This window comes from Bacillus sp. TH25 (assembly GCF_016650935.1).
Taxonomy (GTDB): domain Bacteria; phylum Bacillota; class Bacilli; order Bacillales; family Bacillaceae_G; genus Bacillus_A; species Bacillus_A mycoides.
Map to the genome: position 1 here is coordinate 33,468 of NZ_JAEKEU010000037.1, position 18,711 is coordinate 52,178.

Here is an 18,711-nt window from a genome sequence, read left to right on the forward strand (position 1 = left end):
AGATGAATTTAGAAACAATTATTGGGTTAGAGGTTCACGTTGAGTTAAAAACAAATTCGAAAATTTTCTCTGCGAGTCCAACAGAATTCGGAGCGGAGCCAAATACACAAACAAGTGTAATTGACTTAGGATACCCAGGGGTACTTCCTACTTTAAATAAGGAAGCAGTTAACTTTGCAATGAAAGCCGCAATGGCATTAAACTGTGAAATCGCAACGGAAACGAAGTTCGACCGTAAAAACTATTTCTACCCAGATAATCCGAAAGCTTACCAAATCTCTCAATTTGATAAGCCAATTGGTGAAAATGGTTGGATTGAAATCGAAGTAGACGGTAAAAAGAAACGTATCGGTATTACACGTCTTCATTTAGAAGAAGATGCTGGTAAATCAACGCATGCAGCTGACGGTTCATTAGTAGACTACAACCGTCAAGGTATGCCTTTAATCGAGATCGTATCTGAGCCAGATATGCGTACTCCAGAAGAAGCATATGCGTACTTAGAGAAGTTAAAATCAATCATTCAATATACAGGTGTATCTGATTGTAAGATGGAAGAAGGTTCTCTTCGTTGTGATGCGAATATTTCACTTCGTCCAGTTGGACAAGAGAAGTTCGGTACAAAAGCAGAACTGAAAAACTTAAACTCTTTCACTTACGTGCAAAAAGGTCTTGAGCATGAGCAAGTGCGCCAAGAAAAAGAATTATTATCTGGTGGTATCATCCAACAAGAAACACGTCGTTATGATGAAGCAACGAAGAAAACAATCTTAATGCGTATAAAAGAAGGATCTGACGATTACCGTTACTTCCCAGAGCCAGACTTAGTTGAACTTTACATCGACGATGAGTGGAAAGAAGAAATTCGTGCTTCTATTCCAGAACTTCCAGATGCACGTAAAGCTCGCTATGTTGAAGAAGTTGGCTTACCAGCTTATGATGCGCATGTATTGACATTAACGAAAGAGATGTCTGATTTCTTTGAAGCAACAGTTGCAGACGGTGCTGATGCGAAATTAACATCAAACTGGTTAATGGGTGAAGTACTTGCATACTTAAACAAACAACAAAAAGAATTAAAAGACGTTGCATTAACGCCAGCTGGCTTAGCTAAAATGGTTCAATTAATTGAAAAAGGTACAATTTCTTCTAAAATCGCGAAGAAAGTATTTAATGAATTAATTGAAAAAGGTGGAGACCCAGACGAAATCGTTAAAGCGAAAGGTCTGGTTCAAATTTCTGACGAAGGAACACTTCGTAAGGTTGTAACAGAAATTCTTGATAATAATGAGCAATCTATTGAAGACTTTAAAAATGGTAAAGACCGTGCAATTGGCTTCTTAGTTGGTCAAATTATGAAAGCTACAAAAGGACAAGCAAATCCACCGCTTGTTAATAAAATCTTACTTGAAGAGATTAATAAGCGCTAAAAAAAGAGAAGAATTCTTATTTTTGAACGCTAAAATAGTATAGATTCTTAAAGATTAAACAGAAAAAACACCCGTATTTGGGTGTTTTTTCTGAGTTAATCAAACGTTTGTTTAAATGGTGAAAAATAATTTAAACAAACGTTTGATTAACTGTCAAAAGTGAAAAAATGTTTGTATAGCAACTATGGTATGATAGTTGCAAAAAGGTGGGAATAATGATAAATCTAGACATAGAGGTTTTTTCATCTCATGAAATAATAGATAATTATTATTCGTTATATGTAAATTGTTGTGAGGAAATAGATGGACATAAATTTTTTTGTCAAATAAAACAAAACCATTGAAAATGAATAGTTACTTTTGATGGGCTACACGAATCGGGTTCTTACTGCCTGTTTGAGCGGAATTAAAGAAGGATAGGAAGATGAGAGGAGGTAAGCATAGGGATACTGAATAAGGGTTCGGTGTATTCGTTTTTCAATGAATAAGGAATTTCCTGTGCTAATAAATGATGAAGCGAGCAAGAATTATTTATAATCCTACTTCTGGGCGCGAGCTATTTAAGAAGAGCTTACCAGAAGTATTACAAAAATTAGAACAAGCTGGATATGAAGCGTCTTGTCATGCGACAACTGGTCCTGGAGATGCGACTGTGGCAGCGAGGCAAGCTGCGGATCGTAAGTTTGATGTTGTTATCGCAGCTGGTGGTGATGGTACATTAAATGAAGTAGTGAACGGTTTAGTAGGACATGAGCATCGTCCAAAGTTTGGAATTATTCCAGTTGGAACGACAAATGATTTTGCGCGTGCGATCGGTGTACCTCGTGTTATTGAAGAGGCTGCGGATATTATTTGTGAAGGAACAACGGTACCGTTAGATCTTGGTAGAGCGAATGATACATATTTCATTAATATCGCTGGTGGCGGCCGTATTACAGAATTAACATATGAAGTACCAAGCAAGCTAAAAACGGTATTAGGCCAACTTGCTTACTATTTAAAAGGAATCGAAATGTTACCATCATTACATCCAACATATGTTGAAATTGAGTATGATGGGAAGTTGCTACAAGAAGAAATTACGATGTTTTTAATTACGAATACTCGTTCAGTTGGTGGATTCGAAAAAGTAGCACCATATGCATCTATTAACGATGGATTATTTGATTTATTAGTACTGAAAAAAGGTTCTATCGCTGATTTAATTAAAGCAGCAACACAAGCGCAGCGTGGGGAACATATTAACAATCCGAAAGTACTATATACACAAGCGAATCGTATTAAAGTGCATTCACCTGATAAATTAATGATCAACTTAGATGGTGAATATGGCGGAGATGCACCGATGGAATTCGAAAATATATATCATTGTCTGGAACTATTTGTTCCTGAACACCAAGAGGATGCCCTGTAAAGGCATCCTTTTTATTATATAGAGGAATTGTAAATTGGAAGTTAGTTTGATTTTTATGGTATTTTTACAATTCGTTTATGTTATATCCATACTTTATTGATACACTGGAGGAGATAAGAAACGAGAGGTAGGGTAACTAACTGTTACGATTTATTTAACCATTTATAACTAAAGTTAATTAAATATATCAGTAAGCCCTGCTAGTCAAGTGATTGGCTAGTAGTGAGGGTTAACTGCGGGCAATCCCTAAAGCTGATTGAACTACAACGTGGCTAGAAATAGCGAGCGTGAATGTCGCGAAAGCAGAAAAAATCAATCAGATCGTGCAAGGTTAAATCCTAAACACTAGAATAATGGGTCTTCCGCATCGAATCGTCTAAGTCAAAATTGATAAGATGAACGTTCAACGACTATCTCGTATAACTGACGAGAGTACATCACAAGCCTATGGTGATGGAAAAATCCTCTATCTCTAAGTAGATAAACATATAGTCTGCGCTCATGTGAAAACATGAGAAGTTCATAAGAGAACTGGCTAAGGAATTGCGCCCTTAGTTGAACGAGATAAATTTAATTAAATCTATCAAGTCTCATTGAATCTACCGAATCTATGCATTATGGTAAATGCAATGAGGTGAAAATAATAATGAAATTTTTACGAGTTAGTCAAGTATCGGAATTAACAGGTTTGTATCCTAGTAGTCTTAGGAGAATGCTGATGGAACACGCTACTATTCAGAAGAACAAATCTTTCATTATCTGAAAGGTGAGTGCCGAATAATCGCACAGTAAAGGAGTTAAATTCTGATGATATTGGCGAAGAAAGTCAGACTGATTCCAACGCCTGAACAAGAAAAAGTGCTTCGAAATCATGCTGGAGCTTCAAGGTTTGCTTATAACTATTGTAAAAGAATGAGTGATAGATACTATAAGCTATTCGGAAAATCTGTTTCACAGTTAGATTTACAGAAACGATTTACAAAGATCAAGAAGCGAAAGCGATATGAGTGGTTAAATGACATCAACGCACAAGTTCCAAAACAGGCTTCAAAAGATTTTGACAAGGCGCGAAAAAATTCGTTCAAAAAGTACAAAAGTGTCTATCACACTTCTTATAAAACCAAAAAAGATTTAATCCAAGGATTTTATGCCAATTATGAAAGACTGATTATAGGAAAGAAAGTGGTTCATATTCAGTCTATTGGAGAAGTGAAAACAAGCCAACAACTACCAAGAAACAAAAAACCATCAAATCCAAGAGTTACATTTGATGGTCGTCACTGGTGGATTAGTGTAGGGTTCAAAGAAGAATTCGAACCACAAGAACTAACCAATGAGTCGATTAGTGTGGACGTTGGTTTAAAAGAGTTGTTTGTAGCTTCTAATGGTACGAAAGAACGAAATATAAACAAAGATGCTAAGGTTAAAAAACTTTTGAAAAGGAAAAAGTCAGCGCAAAGAGATATGTCTAGGAGATTTAAAAAAGGTGTAAAAATTCAATCTGCCGGATATGAAAAAGCTAAAACTGAGCACCTTCGGTTATCTAGGGAAATTACGAATATCCGAAATAACCATATCCATCAAGCAACAGCTAAATTGGTGAAAACCAAACCAAAGAGGATTGTTGTGGAAGACTTACTTATCTCAAACCTGTTAAAAAACAAAAAACTATCGAAAGCATTTTCATTTCAAAAATTAAACTTCTTCTTTCAATGTTTATCATACAAGTGCGAGAAGTATGGCATTGAGTATGTAAAAGCTGATAAATGGTTCGCCTCAAGCAAGATTTTCTCAAGTTGTGGAGTTAAATACGACCATTCAGTTCAACCAGAAGGACAGTGGAGTTTAAAAATACGTGAGTGGCGTTGTGTTGGGTGCAATAGCCATCACGATAGAGATTTGAATGCTTCAATAAATTTATCAAGATGGGTAAAATAAATGCTTGATAATATGAGGTAACGATACTGCCTCGTGTGGAGTGTTATACCCCTCGTCCCTTCGGGGTTGCGAGAACACGATGAAGCACTAACTTGTGTAAATTTCATTGAATTGTATAGATTTAGTTAAGTTTATCGTATCGGTGCTATGGAGAAGGTAAAAGCAATACTATTTGATAAAGATGGGACATTAATGGATTTTCATTCAATTTGGATAAAAGTAGCTGAAGAGCTTGTTGCAGAATGTATAAATTTATATCAACTACCAGAATCAATGCAGCAGGCTTTATTAAAAGAGATTGGCGTAGATGGAGCATTTGTTCATCCGCGTAGTGCGCTCGCTGCTGGAACAAGTCTTGATGTGGCCAAGGGGCTTTGTAAGTATATTGCATCATCTAGAGAAGAAGAGATGCATCAATGGGTGAGTGAAAAGTTGTTTGCTCTTATGTACGAGCATCGTTCACATATGAGAATGACGGCAGATTTACCGAAAGTTTTACAAGCATTAAAGGATAGAGGGTTTATTCTAGGTGTCGTTACAGCTGATGATTTCGCGCCGACAGAATTATTTTTAAAGCAATATCAATTGGAAGCCTTTTTTGATTGTGTTATAGCTTCAGATACATTTCCAGCACAGAAGCCAGATAAAAAAATTGTAGAATCGTTTTGTGAGAGATTTAATTTAGAGACATGTGAAGTAGCAGTCATCGGGGATACACCGACGGATTTACATTTAGCGAAAAATGGTGGCGACTGTTATGCGATTGGCGTACTATCTGGTACGGGTGATCGTCAAACGTTAGAACCACTTGCAGATTTAGTATTACAATCTGTTGAAGATTTAATTTCTCATTCAGGTGAGTTTATTTGGGAACAAGGAAAGTCTAATGTATAAATGAATAAGTCTATAAAGACTCTATACGAGTCTTTATAGACTTATTTTTTATGCCGAGATAGTAAGAGAATGGGATGAATACTAGAAAGAGGAAGTTGGCATACATCTTGCAATATAAAGAGAAAACATTGTATAGAAAAGGATGGGGTACACAATGAACACAAAAAAATTTGCTAAAGTAAATGAACAAATTCCAGGACCGAAAGCAGCGTCTTTATTAGAACGCCGCCAAAATATAGTACCAAAAGGAGTAAGTAATGGTATTCCAACATTTGTACAGTCTGCAAATGGTGCACTCGTAACAGATGTGGATGGAAATCAGTACATTGATTTCGCAGGAGCAATTGGGACAATTAATGTAGGACATTGTCATCCAGCTGTTAAAGAAGCGCTTCATAAACAAGTAGATCAATATATTCATACTGGATTTAATGTGATGATGTATGAGCCGTATATTGAATTAGCGGAAAAGCTTGCCGCATTAGCACCAGGTAATTTCGATAAACAAGTGCTGTTTTTAAATAGTGGGGCAGAAGCGGTTGAAAATGCAGTGAAGATTGCTCGTAAATATACGAAGAGACCTGGAATTATCGCATTTTCTAAAGGATTTCATGGGCGTACATTAATGACAATGACGATGACAAGTAAAGTAAAACCATATAAATTTGGATTTGGCCCATTTGCTCCAGAAGTATATAAAGCGCCATTCCCATATGAATACCGTCGCCCAGAAGGGTTAACAGAAGAGCAGTATGACGACTTTATCATTGAGGAGTTTAAGAACTTCTTCATATCAGAAGTAGCACCAGAAACAATTGCAGCTGTTGTAATGGAACCTGTTCAAGGGGAAGGCGGATTTATCGTTCCAAGTAAGAAATTCGTTCAAGAAGTACGCAGCATTTGTTCAGAGCACGGTATTTTATTTGTAGCTGATGAAATTCAAACAGGCTTTAGTCGTACTGGAAAATACTTTGCAATTGATCATTATGATGTCGTTCCAGATTTAATTACGGTATCTAAATCATTAGGTGCTGGTGTACCGATAAGCGGCGTGATTGGGCGTAAAGAAATTATGAATGAGTCTGCACCGGGAGAACTGGGCGGAACGTATGCAGGAAGCCCACTAGGATGTGTGGCTGCATTAGCTGTGCTTGATGTAATAGAGAAAGAGAAATTAAATGATAGAGCGATAGAAGTAGGGAAAGTCGTAATGAACCGATTCCAAGAGATGAAAAACAAATATAATTGCATCGGTGATGTGCGCGGCTTAGGGGCAATGTGTGCATTCGAGCTCGTTCAAGATCGCAAGACGAAAGCGCCTGATAAAACATTAGCGTCTAATTTATGTGCAGAAGCAAATAAGCATGGATTACTTCTACTATCAGCAGGAACATATGGAAATGTTATTCGTGTTTTAATGCCATTAGTTATTACAGATGAGCAACTTGAGGAAGGTTTAACAATAATTGAAGAATCATTGCAAGCTTGTTATGAGCAAGCAAATATCGCTCGTGTTTAAAGAATTGGGATAACTTAAAAAGGGCATAAAGCTTTTCTTTTTAGGCGGAAGAGAGCATCTGGTCATATATAGAATCGATCAGCCCCTTTTCCTGCTCCATGCCAAGCTAAAACAAAGTGAGGGTGTGGTTGCGATGGCATTCTGTATTTTTCAAGGCAGCGAATTATGTGTTGAAAAATATAAATAGATTTGTATAAATAACAAATTGAAAACATTCTAGCTTACTCTATATAAAATGCAGAAAATTCACTTTATAATAAAGGTAGTGAAGTGAATCGATGGATTTAAAGTAAGGGGTGGCTAGGATGGTTGCAGAAAAGGAACGAATGTTGATGGATTTACAAGATGTATTCGAATATGCATTTGACGAAATTTTTGTTACGGATGATAAAGGAATTGTTGTACGTGTAAATAGCATGTGTGAAAGACATTACCAGCTCTCTGCTAAGGAATTAGTAGGAAAGCATGTAAAAGAACTACAAAAAGAAGGGATTTTTTATCCGTCTGCAACGTTAGAAGTAATTGAAAAGAAAAAGCCAGTTGAACTTGTTCAAACAACGAAATCAGGAGAGTATTTGCATGTTCGTACAAGGCCTGTTTTTGATGATGAGGGAAATTTAAGAAGAGTGATTAGTTATTCTCGTGATCTTACAGAACTCTATCAATTACGTCAAAAGGTAGAGGAAATGGATAATCAGTTAAAAACATATAAAAAAGAATTAAGAGAAACATATGAACACGAAGGACTTATTTTTAAAAGTATCGCTATGCAAAAAATAATCGAAACAATAAAAAAAGTATCAGTAGTAGATAGTACTGTTCTCGTATTAGGTGAGACTGGAGTGGGGAAAAGCCGATTAGTGCGCCATTTGCATGAAGTGAGTCACCGGAAGAATGAAAGTTTCTATGAAATTAATTGTGCGGCATTGCCGACGAATTTAATCGAATCTGAGCTTTTTGGATATTCAGGTGGGTCTTTTACAGGTGCAAATCGTGAAGGGAAAAAGGGGCTATTAGAATCAGCGCATAAAGGAACTCTTTTCTTAGATGAAATTGGTGAAATGCCGCTTGAAATTCAAGCGAAGCTTTTGCAAGTATTGCAAGAAAAAACGTTTCGTCCTATAGGCGGAAGAGAATTAAAAAAGGTGGACGTTAGAATTGTAGCGGCAACAAATAGAGATTTAAGTACGATGGTGAAACAAGGAACATTCCGGAAAGATTTATACTATCGTCTGAATGTCATTCCAATTTCAATTCCACCACTTCGGGAGAGAACAGAAGACATTTTGCCGCTCATCTATCATTATTTACAGCATTTTAATAAAAAGTACGGACGTGATGTAAAGTTAGCTCCTAGTACGTTACAAATGTTTGTAGGGTACCTTTGGGAAGGAAATAATAGAGAGATTGAAAATGTAATTGAACGAATTGTTATCACTGCAGATGATTTTGTAATGGTAGAAGATTTACCACTCTCTATGCAAGAGGCCACAGTTGAACAATCCGGACAAAGTCTTTATAGAATGCTGGAAGAGGTAGAAAGAAATATTATTCTTAAAGCGTATAAAACGTATGGATCAAGTTATAAAGTGGCTGAGTTTTTACAAATAAGTCAATCTGCTGCTACTAGGAAAATTAAGAAGTTTATAGAGGAGGAAGAAAACATTGGATAAAAAGGCGACGTTCGTAAACTTAGATAAAAAAGCGATGTATATAAATGGTGAGTGGATTACACTGCAAGAACAAATCGAAGTGAATAATCCAGCGACAAAGGAAGTATTTGCAACTGTACCAAAGGGCGGGATTACAGAGGCAAAGCAAGCAGTTGATGCTGCACATGAGGCTTTTAAATTATGGTCAAAATTAACGGCAGCGGATCGCGCAGTAAAGTTAAAAAAATGGTTCACGCTCATTGATGAAAATAAAGAAGAAATTGCAGCAATCATGACGAGAGAGCAAGGGAAGCCGTTTGCAGAAGCACTTGGTGAAGTGAATTATGCAAATAGTTTTGTTGAATGGTACGCAGAAGAAGGAAAGCGAATATACGGTGAAATGATTCCTGCTTCTCATCCGAATAAGCGTATTTTAGTTATGAAGCAACCAGTTGGGGTTATGGCAGCTATTACACCGTGGAATTTCCCGGCTGCTATGATTACAAGAAAGGTAGCTCCAGCACTTGCAGCAGGCTGTACGGCAGTTGTGAAACCAGCGAGTCAAACGCCATTAACTGCATTGAAGTTAGTTGAATTAGCACATGAAGCAGACATTCCAAAAGGTGTAATAAATATTGTAACAGGTAGTGCAAAAGCAATTGCTGATACGTGGATGGAAGATGAGCGCGTTCGAAAAGTTTCTTTTACAGGATCAACTGAAATTGGGAAAGAATTAATGGCTAGCGCTGCGCAAACGATGAAAAAGGTTTCGCTTGAATTAGGTGGTCACGCTCCATTTATTGTTATGAATGATGCTGATTTAGATAAGGCGGTAGAAGCGGTAATTGGTTCGAAATTCCGTAATGCAGGACAAACGTGTATATGTACAAACCGCGTCTTTGTTCAAGAAGAAGTGTACGAAGAATTTGCAGGGAAGTTCACAACAGCTGTAGAGCAGCTTAAAGTCGGAGATGGATTCGGCGAAGGAACAACTGTAGGTCCACTTATTGATGCGAATGCAGTTTCGAAAGTACAAGAACATATTGAAGATGCAATTCAAAAGGGCGGAGAAGTTTTATACGGTGGCCATAAATTTGCAGAGTTAGATGGTTATTTCATTCAGCCAACAGTAATTGGATTGGCAAATGACACGATGCTTTGTATGAATGAAGAAACATTTGGACCGGTTGCACCAGTTGCGAAATTTAAAACAGTTGAAGAAGTAATCGAACGAGCAAATAATACACCATATGGCTTGGCTGCTTATATTTTCACAAAAGATATTAGCCAAGCATTCCAAATTAGTGAAGCGTTAGAGTACGGAATTATCGGCTTAAACGATGGCCTTCCATCAGTTGCACAAGCACCATTTGGAGGCTTTAAAGAAAGTGGTATCGGCCGTGAAGGAGGCCATTTCGGTATCGAGGAATATTTAGAAATTAAATATATTTCGTTAGGACTATAAGTAGTATACTAGAATCTCTATAAGGTAACAGAGAAGGAGATTCTAGTATGGTATATTGGCTATTATTACTCGTAACAATTATTTTTGAAGTAGCTGGAACGATTGCGATGAAGTTATCGAACGGTTTAACAAAGCTTGTTCCAAGTGTACTTATTTTCGTATTCTATGGAATTTGTTTCAGCGTGTTTGCTATCGTTGTTAAAAAGATTCATTTAAGCATTGCTTATGCAATTTGGTCTGGTGTGGGAACGCTACTTATTACAATCATTAGTGTGTACTTTTTTAAAGAGCATATTAATTTATTCCAAGCATTTTGTATTCTCTTTATTGTTTTAGGAGTAATTGGACTGAAAGTGTCGTCGGCATCATAAAAGGCTATCTTCCGGCGTGGAAGATAGCCTTTTATTTTTATTAAAACGCCCAGTTACCTTTACGGAAGATTGGCTCATGTCTTCCATCAGCTGTAATGCCGTCGATATCAAGTTCAGCTGATCCAATCATGAAGTCTTCGTGTGTAATACTAGCGTTTGCACCATTTTCAGCAAGTTCTTCTTTAGACATTGTTTTTCCGCCAACTAAGTTAAATGCATAAGCATTTCCGATTGCAAGGTGGCAAGATGCATTTTCATCAAATAGCGTATTGTAGAATAAAATATTTGTGTTTGAAATTGGTGAATCGTGAGGTACTAAAGCTACTTCGCCTAAGAAGTGAGAACCTTCATCTGTTTCTACTAAATGTTTTAAAGCTTCTTCACCAGATTCAGCTTTATAGTCTACGATACGTCCGTTTTCAAATGTTAACGTAAAGTTGTCGATAATGTTACCTGCAAATGCTAACGGTTTTGTGCTAGACACTTGGCCGTTCACACCTGTTTTAAGTGGCATTGTAAATACCTCTTCAGTTGGAATGTTAGCCATAAATGCTACGTTCTTTTCATTTAAGCTACCAGCACCAGCCCATACATGCTTCTCTGGAAGTTCGATTGTTAAGTCTGTTCCAGGGCCTGTATAGTGAAGAGCTTTATAATGTTTTTCGTTTAAGTAATCTACTTTTGTATGTAGTGTTTCATCATGTTCTTTCCATGCTTCCACAGGATTTTCTAAATCAGCACGAGTAGCTTTGAAGATAGCATCCCATAGTTTTGTTTCTTGTTCTTCTGGCGCTACGTCAGGGAATACTTTTGCAGCCCATTCTTTCGTAGGAACAGAAATTACGCACCAGCTTACTTTATCTGCTTGTACATAATCACGGTATACTTTCATCGCTTCTCCAGCTACTTTATGAGCTGTTGCAATTTTCTTTGGTTCTACACCTTTTAATAGATCAGGATTCTCTGCATAGATGGACATAAATGCAGCGCCTTCTTTTGCTAATTCTTCACGAGCATGTGCCTTCCAAGAAGGGAATTCAGAGAAAGCTTCTTCAGGAGCTAGATCGAACTTTAAGCGTGTTAACGTCTCATCATTCCAATCAACATATACGTGTTTTGCACCAGATTTATATGCTTTTTCTGTAACGAGGCGTACAAACTGTACAGCCTCAAGAGGTGCACTGATTGATAAAGTTTGTCCGGGTTGAATATTAACACCAACATTGACTGCAAGGGCAGCATATTTCTCTAACGTTTGTTCAAATGACATATGTATAATCTCCTTTAGTTTGAAAGATTTCTTACTATATATAATACAAGAAAATTCTAAAAATATATATAAATATAACGTAAAAAGAGAGCTCAAAATGTATTGAGCTCTAATAGTTATTTAATCGAAGAAGCAAATTGTTCTACAGTCGTTGTATGGTGTATGCGAACACGCTTCATTTTTAACAACTCATCAGGTTCACCCTTCGTAATGAATTGTCCAGGCTTCGTTGTCGTTGCAAATTGATAGTGTTTCTTTGTTTCTGCGACAACTTTATCATCTACATGACCGAATGGATAAGCAATTGCGATAACAGGCTTACCTGTTATTTTCTCGAGCTTTTCTTTTGATCCTTTTAACTCTTCATCATAGTTTGTAATTTTCGGCAAGTCTGCATGTGTTGCTGTGTGAGATTGTACAGAAAAAATACCTGAATCAACCATTTCTTTTATTTCAGATGTAGAAAGGGCGCCTTCTACATCAACGTTAGCAACAATCATATATTCTGTTGCTGCTGGTTTAAAAGTATCATCTTTTAGCTTTTGTAAAATGCGAAATGCATTCATATTATTTTTCATACCGTCATCAAATGTAACGAAAATCGGCTTGTTTACTTTATTTATATCGCTCCAGCGTTCAAATGTTAATAATGTATAACCATTGTCTTTTAAATACTTCATTTGTGCTTCAAAGTTAGCAGGCGATACGAATAAATCTTTAATACCTTGTCCATGATAATCATCAATTGCGTGGTACATAAGAACAGGAACTTTTTGCTCGAAAGTAATAGTAGATTTCGTAAGTGGAATAGCTTTTCCGCCCTCTGTTGTTCCTGTTGCTTCAATTTGGTATTCACCGCGTTTTCCTTCAAATTCTTTTATATCAAAGGGAAGTGTAAATTGTTGATCTTTCTCTTTAGAAGAAAAAGATTTAGCACTTTCCTTTCCATCAGCAGTACGCCAAATTTTATATTGTACTTCGGTTAAAGAATCCTTTATGTCTGTAATATGGATACTTGCGTTTGTAGATTCGTGCGTAATTGGATTATAAGAGATTTTACCTTGTTCTTGCACAGACTCTTCTTGTTTCTTAACCTCTTGAACCTTTTTTTCTTTTTTAGGCTCTACATTGCTAGTATTACATCCTGCTAGAATGGCAGACGTACATAAAGCAATCGCTGCGTATTTTCTCATAAAATCACCTTCTATTGTGTATTATGTTGCATACTTACATTAAAATCCCCACCGCTATAAGAGAGGTGGGGATATACCCTTGTTCATCATATCACTTTTAGGTGAAGGGTAGGTTAATGACTTTGAATAGAGGTATTCTTGCGTTTCTTATTTGATTTGATAATGATATAGCCTACTACAAAAATAAGAGGGATAATGAATACATAGATTGGCATTCCCCATACATAATAGCTTTTCATGCTTAAAACTAGTAAGTGTAAGAAATCGAAAAGGGCGTGGGCTTTCATAATATCCTCCAATGTATTTTTTACAAATTATAACATTGTCCATTTGCAACTTGTATATTTTGGTAAATGGTTTAAGTTAATTTTAAAGTAAGAGAAAGATTTATTAATATGCAATTTTGCATATGTAGAGTAGTTTCTATTAAAATATCAGGATTTTGGACTATAATAAGAACCGCTATAAATGTAAGCAAGAATGATGTACGGAGTGGAGAACAGAAATGAAATATAAAAAACTAGTATATATCCTTTTCATATCGCTATTCATAGTCGGTTGTCAAAGTGAAGTGAGTAAAGCGAATAGTGTGGAGGAGTATATTCCATCACGCCTAATGAATGCGGAAGTTACGGCGGATATTATGACGATTGAGATGGATCGTGATACCCGTAAAAAAGTAGAGGTTATTACTAAAAAAATGAGTGATCATGTAAAAAATGATAAAGAGTGGTATGTAAACTACATATCGGGGCATATAGATAAGCAGGTGAAGCCTTATCACCCGAATTTTGGTATTACAGAAGAAGAATATAATTTTTTTAGAAATGCCGTTGAGAATAGTAGTTTATCTAATACAAGTGATGGAAAACTTAAATTTAAGCAAAAAAGTAACCATGAGATAGAAATTGTTTCAAGTAAAAATCTGGAGCTATTTCAGCAGCTAGTAATTGATACAGAGAAGAATATAATAAAAACTTCTTTTGGAGAATGTCAGTATGTTGGAGAAACAAAACCATCTTCAGAAAAAAGAATATTAGGTCCAGTGAATGGCAAGCAATGGATGTTACAAAAAAAAGATTTAATCTATTTATTTTCCTTAGGCAAGCTTGAAGGAGAGAATAAATCTGTTATTGATATTTCAGTAAAAGGTATACACGAAGGAAAGCTTATTAGTAAAGAGGAAGTAGTTGAATTCCGTTCGGTTTCATAAAGAATCAAAAAATCACCTTACTTTAACGAGTAAGGTGATTTTTTATTAAATAAACAATCCAGCGATTGTTGCAGATAAAATAGAAGCAAGTGTTGATGCAAATAGCATTTTCCAACCAAATTTTGATACGACGCTTCCTTGTTTTTCAGAAAGGGCACGGATTGTACCAACAATCGCACCAATTTGGCTAATACTTGCGAAGCTAATTAAGAATACAGTAACGATTCCAACTGTACGTGGATCTAATGTTGCAGCAGCGCCCTTTAAATCAAGGATTGCTACGAATTCATTTAAGACAATCTTCGTACCCATAATACCACCAGCTGGGATAATATCATGAGTTGGGATACCCATTAAGAATGCGAATGGAGCAAGTATATAACCGAAGATTTGTTGTAAAGTAACAGCATATCCCATTGCACCTGAAGCTGCGCTAATTACGTAGTTTACAACTTCCATAACACCGATAAAGGCGATCATTAATGCGGCAACGATACCAGCTACTTTTAAACCGTCGAGCGCACCGTTAATCATTGCGCCGATAAAGCTGTCTCCGAATAGAGTTCTATCAAATTTTTGAATCACTTCATCTTCCTTTTTCGTATCAACTGGTGTTAATAACGAACAAACGATTAAGCTTGAGAATAAGTTTAGTGGAAGAGCTGCTAGTACATATTTCGCATCTAACATCATTACGTATGATGCTGTAACAGAAGCAGAAACAGAGCTCATCGCAGAACAACAAATGATAAACATACGGTTTTTATTAAAATGCTGTAAATCGTTTTTAATAACGATTAACGCTTCACTTGAACCGAAGAATACAGAATTTACTGCGTGGAATGATTCAACGCGTGGTAAACCAGTAATTTTTGAAATTGCACCGCCGACAATGCGAACGATGAATGGTAAAACACCTAGGTAACTAAAGATAGAAAGTAGTGCTGAGAAAAATACGATAATTAGTAATACGTTTAAGAAAAAGACAAAATCTCTTTGAATTCCATTAAAGAGAAAATCGACACCTGTCGTACCAAGTTTAATTAGTTTGTTGAAAACTTTACCAATGAAAACAATGATTTGTTGACCAATCTTTGTGCCAAACATAAACCAACCGATTAAAATTTGAAAACCAATCATAATAGCAATTGCACGGAAGTTGATTTTACTTTTGTTGTTTGACAAAGCAAAACATAAACCTAAAACGACAAGAATGCCGATAATGCTCATTACATATTGCATGTAGTTGCCCCTTTCAGAAGTTCGTATAAAGTTTTTACATAAAACGCTCGTTATATTACTAAAAATAAAGTAATGGAAGTTTCATGTCATACGTAAGATGTCTGACCTTTTTGAAAAATAAAAAAAAGACTCCTATGGATTCACTTTCATCTATGAGAGAAAGCTAATCAATAGGAGTCTTTTTTATACATAGGCTAATATTCATTAGTTTTCCCCATAGTCCAGCAATTTAAGGTTGCCGGGTAGAAACTCTCGATCCATATTATCGACTATATATGAGGTAACATCGTCCGTATTAAATTAGTAGTAGCGTAACATTACTAGAGAACTATCGTCAATAGCTTTTTTTCTTCCAATAGAAATAGACCATATAAGTATGATAAAATGTAACGCAGTGTTATGAAAAAGAGAGGTCGGAAAATGAGTATAAAAATGACGCCACCAGTTGAAAAAAACGAGTTTATAGATGTAGTGTTTGAAGATTTAACACATGATGGTGCCGGTGTTGCGAAAGTGAAGGGATATCCTATTTTCGTAAAAAACGGATTACCAGGTGAGGAAGCGCAAATTAAAATTATTAAAGTGAAGAAAAACTTCGCGTTTGGTCGTTTAATGAAGCTTCATCAAGAAAGTCCATATCGTAAAGATGCAGAATGCCCCGTGTACAACGAGTGCGGAGGTTGTCAACTTCAACACTTAACATATGAAGGACAATTAAAAGCGAAAGAAAAACAAGTACGTGACGTTATGCAGCGCATCGGTGGATTAAGTGATGTTCCTGTTCATCCTGTACTTGGCATGAAAAACCCGTGGGTATACCGCAATAAAGCACAAGTGCCAATTGGAGAACGTGAAGGTGGACTTGTAGCTGGTTTCTATCGTCAAGGAACGCATGACATCATTAATATGGAATCATGCTTAATTCAGGCGGAAGAAAACGATACATTAATTCAAGAAGTAAAACGTATTTGTGAAAAGCACGGTATTTCGGCTTACAATGAAGAGCGTAACAAAGGAACACTTCGCCACGTAATGGCTCGCTACGGACAAGTAACAGGGGAAATTATGCTTGTCTTTATTACACGTACAGCTGAACTGCCAAATAAAGAAGCAATCATTGAAGAAATCGCAGCGAAATTCCCAGAAGTAAAATCAATCGTTCAAAACGTAAACACGAAACGTACAAACGTTATTTTTGGAGACAAAACGACAGTACTGTACGGATCAGAATATATTTATGACTTTATCGGTGACATTAAATTTGCGATTTCAGCACGTTCATTCTATCAAGTAAACCCAGAACAAACGAAAGTGCTATACGATAAAACGTTAGAATACGCAAAGTTAAATGGTAACGAAACAGTAATCGATGCATATTGCGGAATCGGATCAATCTCCTTATTCCTAGCGCAAAAAGCTAAAAAAGTATACGGTGTTGAAATTGTTCCAGAAGCAATCGAGGACGCAAACCGAAACGCAGCACTAAACAACATGACAAATGCTGAATTTGGCGTAGGAGAAGCAGAAGTCGTTATTCCTAAATGGTACAAAGAAGGCGTAATCGCCGACACAATGGTCGTAGACCCACCGCGTAAAGGCTGTGACGAAGCATTACTAAACACAATCATCGACATGAAGCCAAAGCGCGTCGTATACGTATCATGTAACCCAGCAACATTAGCACGCGACTTAAAAGTACTAGAAGAAGGCGGATATAAAACACAGGAAGTACAGCCTGTTGATATGTTCCCGCATACGACTCATGTAGAGTGTGTGGCTTGGCTTAAGTTGGTATAATAAAAAAGCAGTTGATATAGAAAAATCTATACCATCTGCTTTTTGGTTTATAAAAATACCATTCAGCAACGATTTTAGTTAAAATGAATATTGCTGATTTTCACAAAATATAAATGTCCAAATGTACTTTTGCTATTTGGCTTTATATTTTTAAATTGAGAGTTTGAAATTGTATTCATATTGAGAGGATTTGAATTTGAAATGATAGATAATTTTTGGGATAATTTACCACGACCGTTTTTTGTACTTGCACCAATGGAAGATGTGACAGACGTTGTTTTTCGTCACGTAGTAAGTGAAGCTGGTTGCCCAGATGTATTTTTCACAGAGTTTACAAACTCGGATAGCTATTGTCATCCAGAAGGTATGAAAAGCGTGCGTGGCCGTTTAATTTTTACAGAAGATGAACAGCCAATGGTGGCACATATTTGGGGAGATAATCCCGAATACTTCCGCCAAATGAGTATTGGCATGGCAGAGCTAGGATTTAAAGGCATCGATATTAATATGGGCTGCCCTGTACCGAATGTAGCATCAAGAGGAAAAGGTAGTGGCCTTATTCTACGTCCAGACGTTGCAGCAGAACTAATTCAAGCAGCAAAAGCAGGCGGACTACCTGTCAGCGTAAAAACACGACTTGGCTTTAAAGAGTTAAGCGAGTGGGAAGATTGGTTAACGCACATTTTCAAACAAGAGATTGCGAACCTTTCTATTCACTTACGTACAAGAGAAGAAATGAGCCAAGTAGATGCGCACTGGGAACTAATTCCGGAAATTAAAAAATTACGTGACCGTATCGCACCAAATACGCTAATAACAATCAATGGAGACATTCCTGATCGTCAAACTGGAATGGAACTTGCTGAAAAATACGGTATTGATGGCGTTATGATTGGACGAGGTATCTTTAAAAATCCATTTGCTTTTGAAAAAGAGCCAAGAGAACATAGCAGTAAAGAACACCTTGATCTTCTAAGACTACAGCTTGATCTTCAAGATCAATATGCAGAAGTACTACCACGCTCAATCACAGGGCTTCATCGCTTCTTCAAAATTTATGTAAAAGGCTTCCCTGGAGCTGCTGAACTAAGAAATCAATTGATGAACACGAAATCAACTGATGAAGTGCGTGCGTTGCTTGATAAGTTTGAGGCGAGTGTTGATAAGGATGGAGATAGTGAAACAGTGTAACTTTTGAAAGTTAGAGGGGATAGGGTGTAGCGATTTTATGAGTGTTTGTTTCATTTTAATTAAGGTGAACCGTATCATAAGTAAGTGAGGTATTCTATGTAAAACAAGGGTAAGAAAAGAAT

At 36.6% G+C, this 18,711-nt stretch carries 14 protein-coding genes and 1 riboswitch; of the genes, 11 read left to right on the top strand and 3 right to left on the bottom strand.

Annotated elements, in window-relative coordinates:
* Positions 1-2: 2 nt before the first annotated feature.
* The 8 genes from gatB (at position 3) to JFT89_RS19295 (ending at position 10,683) form a co-directional block, all read left to right on the top strand.
* Entirely contained in the window at positions 3-1,430 is a 1,428-nt protein-coding gene (gene gatB, locus JFT89_RS19260; protein ID WP_002063571.1) for an Asp-tRNA(Asn)/Glu-tRNA(Gln) amidotransferase subunit GatB, read from the top strand.
* Positions 1,431-1,938: 508 nt separating this feature from the next.
* Positions 1,939-2,844, top strand: a complete 906-nt coding sequence (locus JFT89_RS19265; protein ID WP_002010051.1) for a diacylglycerol kinase — start codon at positions 1,939-1,941, stop codon at positions 2,842-2,844.
* Positions 2,845-3,651: 807 nt separating this feature from the next.
* Entirely contained in the window at positions 3,652-4,782 is a 1,131-nt protein-coding gene (locus tag JFT89_RS19270) for an RNA-guided endonuclease InsQ/TnpB family protein (protein WP_201040462.1), read from the top strand.
* A 147-nt stretch (positions 4,783-4,929) separates the two neighbouring features.
* The gene (locus JFT89_RS19275) at positions 4,930-5,676 is read left to right on the top strand and encodes an HAD family hydrolase (protein WP_085308847.1); all 747 of its coding nucleotides are present in this window, start codon (positions 4,930-4,932) and stop codon (positions 5,674-5,676) included.
* A 154-nt stretch (positions 5,677-5,830) separates the two neighbouring features.
* On the top strand, positions 5,831-7,195 hold the full coding sequence (gene gabT, locus JFT89_RS19280; protein ID WP_044444279.1) for a 4-aminobutyrate--2-oxoglutarate transaminase: 1,365 nt from the start codon (positions 5,831-5,833) through the stop codon (positions 7,193-7,195).
* 305 nt (positions 7,196-7,500) lie between these two features.
* Positions 7,501-8,868 carry a sigma-54 interaction domain-containing protein gene (locus JFT89_RS19285; RefSeq protein ID WP_016096981.1) on the top strand — a complete coding sequence of 456 codons (1,368 nt, stop codon included), beginning with the start codon at positions 7,501-7,503 and terminating at the stop codon, positions 8,866-8,868.
* On the top strand, positions 8,861-10,312 hold the full coding sequence (gene gabD / locus JFT89_RS19290; protein WP_016096982.1) for an NADP-dependent succinate-semialdehyde dehydrogenase: 1,452 nt from the start codon (positions 8,861-8,863) through the stop codon (positions 10,310-10,312). Before JFT89_RS19285 ends, gabD begins: the two co-directional genes overlap by 8 nt.
* A gap of 47 nt (positions 10,313-10,359) precedes the next feature.
* On the top strand, positions 10,360-10,683 hold the full coding sequence (locus JFT89_RS19295) for a DMT family transporter (protein ID WP_000263259.1): 324 nt from the start codon (positions 10,360-10,362) through the stop codon (positions 10,681-10,683).
* Between the two features lie 40 nt (positions 10,684-10,723).
* Here JFT89_RS19295 and JFT89_RS19300 read toward each other — a convergent pair whose 3' ends face one another.
* Together JFT89_RS19300 and JFT89_RS19305 are read right to left on the bottom strand one after the other, a co-directional pair.
* Positions 10,724-11,953, bottom strand: a complete 1,230-nt coding sequence (locus JFT89_RS19300) for an aminopeptidase (RefSeq protein WP_002010058.1) — start codon at positions 11,951-11,953, stop codon at positions 10,724-10,726.
* Positions 11,954-12,069: 116 nt separating this feature from the next.
* Positions 12,070-13,146, bottom strand: coding sequence for a polysaccharide deacetylase family protein (locus JFT89_RS19305; RefSeq protein WP_002063577.1), 1,077 nt, complete (start codon positions 13,144-13,146; stop codon positions 12,070-12,072).
* A 505-nt stretch (positions 13,147-13,651) separates the two neighbouring features.
* Between JFT89_RS19305 and JFT89_RS19310 the strand changes: the two genes are divergently transcribed.
* Positions 13,652-14,359, top strand: a complete 708-nt coding sequence (locus JFT89_RS19310; protein WP_016096984.1) for a hypothetical protein — start codon at positions 13,652-13,654, stop codon at positions 14,357-14,359.
* Between the two features lie 45 nt (positions 14,360-14,404).
* Here the strand turns inward: JFT89_RS19310 and JFT89_RS19315 are convergent, their stop codons facing one another.
* The gene (locus tag JFT89_RS19315) at positions 14,405-15,601 is read right to left on the bottom strand and encodes a NupC/NupG family nucleoside CNT transporter (RefSeq protein WP_002151520.1); all 1,197 of its coding nucleotides are present in this window, start codon (positions 15,599-15,601) and stop codon (positions 14,405-14,407) included.
* Positions 15,602-15,798: 197 nt separating this feature from the next.
* A riboswitch (purine riboswitch) is annotated at positions 15,799-15,900 on the bottom strand.
* A gap of 121 nt (positions 15,901-16,021) precedes the next feature.
* On the opposite strand from JFT89_RS19315, the gene rlmD reads away from it, so the two are divergent.
* Positions 16,022-17,398: a 23S rRNA (uracil(1939)-C(5))-methyltransferase RlmD gene (gene rlmD / locus JFT89_RS19320; RefSeq protein ID WP_002140209.1), complete on the top strand. Its 1,377-nt coding sequence runs from the start codon at positions 16,022-16,024 to the stop codon at positions 17,396-17,398.
* A gap of 201 nt (positions 17,399-17,599) precedes the next feature.
* The gene (locus tag JFT89_RS19325) at positions 17,600-18,589 is read left to right on the top strand and encodes a tRNA dihydrouridine synthase (protein WP_201040463.1); all 990 of its coding nucleotides are present in this window, start codon (positions 17,600-17,602) and stop codon (positions 18,587-18,589) included.
* Positions 18,590-18,711: the final 122 nt, after the last annotated feature.

What these genes read in the sequence shown, in the direction of transcription:
- gatB (WP_002063571.1), top strand. Translation starts at nt 3, where the DNA reads ATGAATTTAGAAACAATTATTGGGTTAGAGGTTCACGTTGAGTTAAAA.
- JFT89_RS19265 (WP_002010051.1), top strand. Translation starts at nt 1,939, where the DNA reads ATGATGAAGCGAGCAAGAATTATTTATAATCCTACTTCTGGGCGCGAG.
- JFT89_RS19270 (WP_201040462.1), top strand. Translation starts at nt 3,652, where the DNA reads ATGATATTGGCGAAGAAAGTCAGACTGATTCCAACGCCTGAACAAGAA.
- JFT89_RS19275 (WP_085308847.1), top strand. Translation starts at nt 4,930, where the DNA reads ATGGAGAAGGTAAAAGCAATACTATTTGATAAAGATGGGACATTAATG.
- gabT (WP_044444279.1), top strand. Translation starts at nt 5,831, where the DNA reads ATGAACACAAAAAAATTTGCTAAAGTAAATGAACAAATTCCAGGACCG.
- JFT89_RS19285 (WP_016096981.1), top strand. Translation starts at nt 7,501, where the DNA reads ATGGTTGCAGAAAAGGAACGAATGTTGATGGATTTACAAGATGTATTC.
- JFT89_RS19295 (WP_000263259.1), top strand. Translation starts at nt 10,360, where the DNA reads ATGGTATATTGGCTATTATTACTCGTAACAATTATTTTTGAAGTAGCT.
- JFT89_RS19300 (WP_002010058.1), bottom strand. Translation starts at nt 11,953, where the DNA reads ATGTCATTTGAACAAACGTTAGAGAAATATGCTGCCCTTGCAGTCAAT.
- JFT89_RS19305 (WP_002063577.1), bottom strand. Translation starts at nt 13,146, where the DNA reads ATGAGAAAATACGCAGCGATTGCTTTATGTACGTCTGCCATTCTAGCA.
- JFT89_RS19310 (WP_016096984.1), top strand. Translation starts at nt 13,652, where the DNA reads ATGAAATATAAAAAACTAGTATATATCCTTTTCATATCGCTATTCATA.
- JFT89_RS19315 (WP_002151520.1), bottom strand. Translation starts at nt 15,601, where the DNA reads ATGCAATATGTAATGAGCATTATCGGCATTCTTGTCGTTTTAGGTTTA.
- rlmD (WP_002140209.1), top strand. Translation starts at nt 16,022, where the DNA reads ATGAGTATAAAAATGACGCCACCAGTTGAAAAAAACGAGTTTATAGAT.
- JFT89_RS19325 (WP_201040463.1), top strand. Translation starts at nt 17,600, where the DNA reads ATGATAGATAATTTTTGGGATAATTTACCACGACCGTTTTTTGTACTT.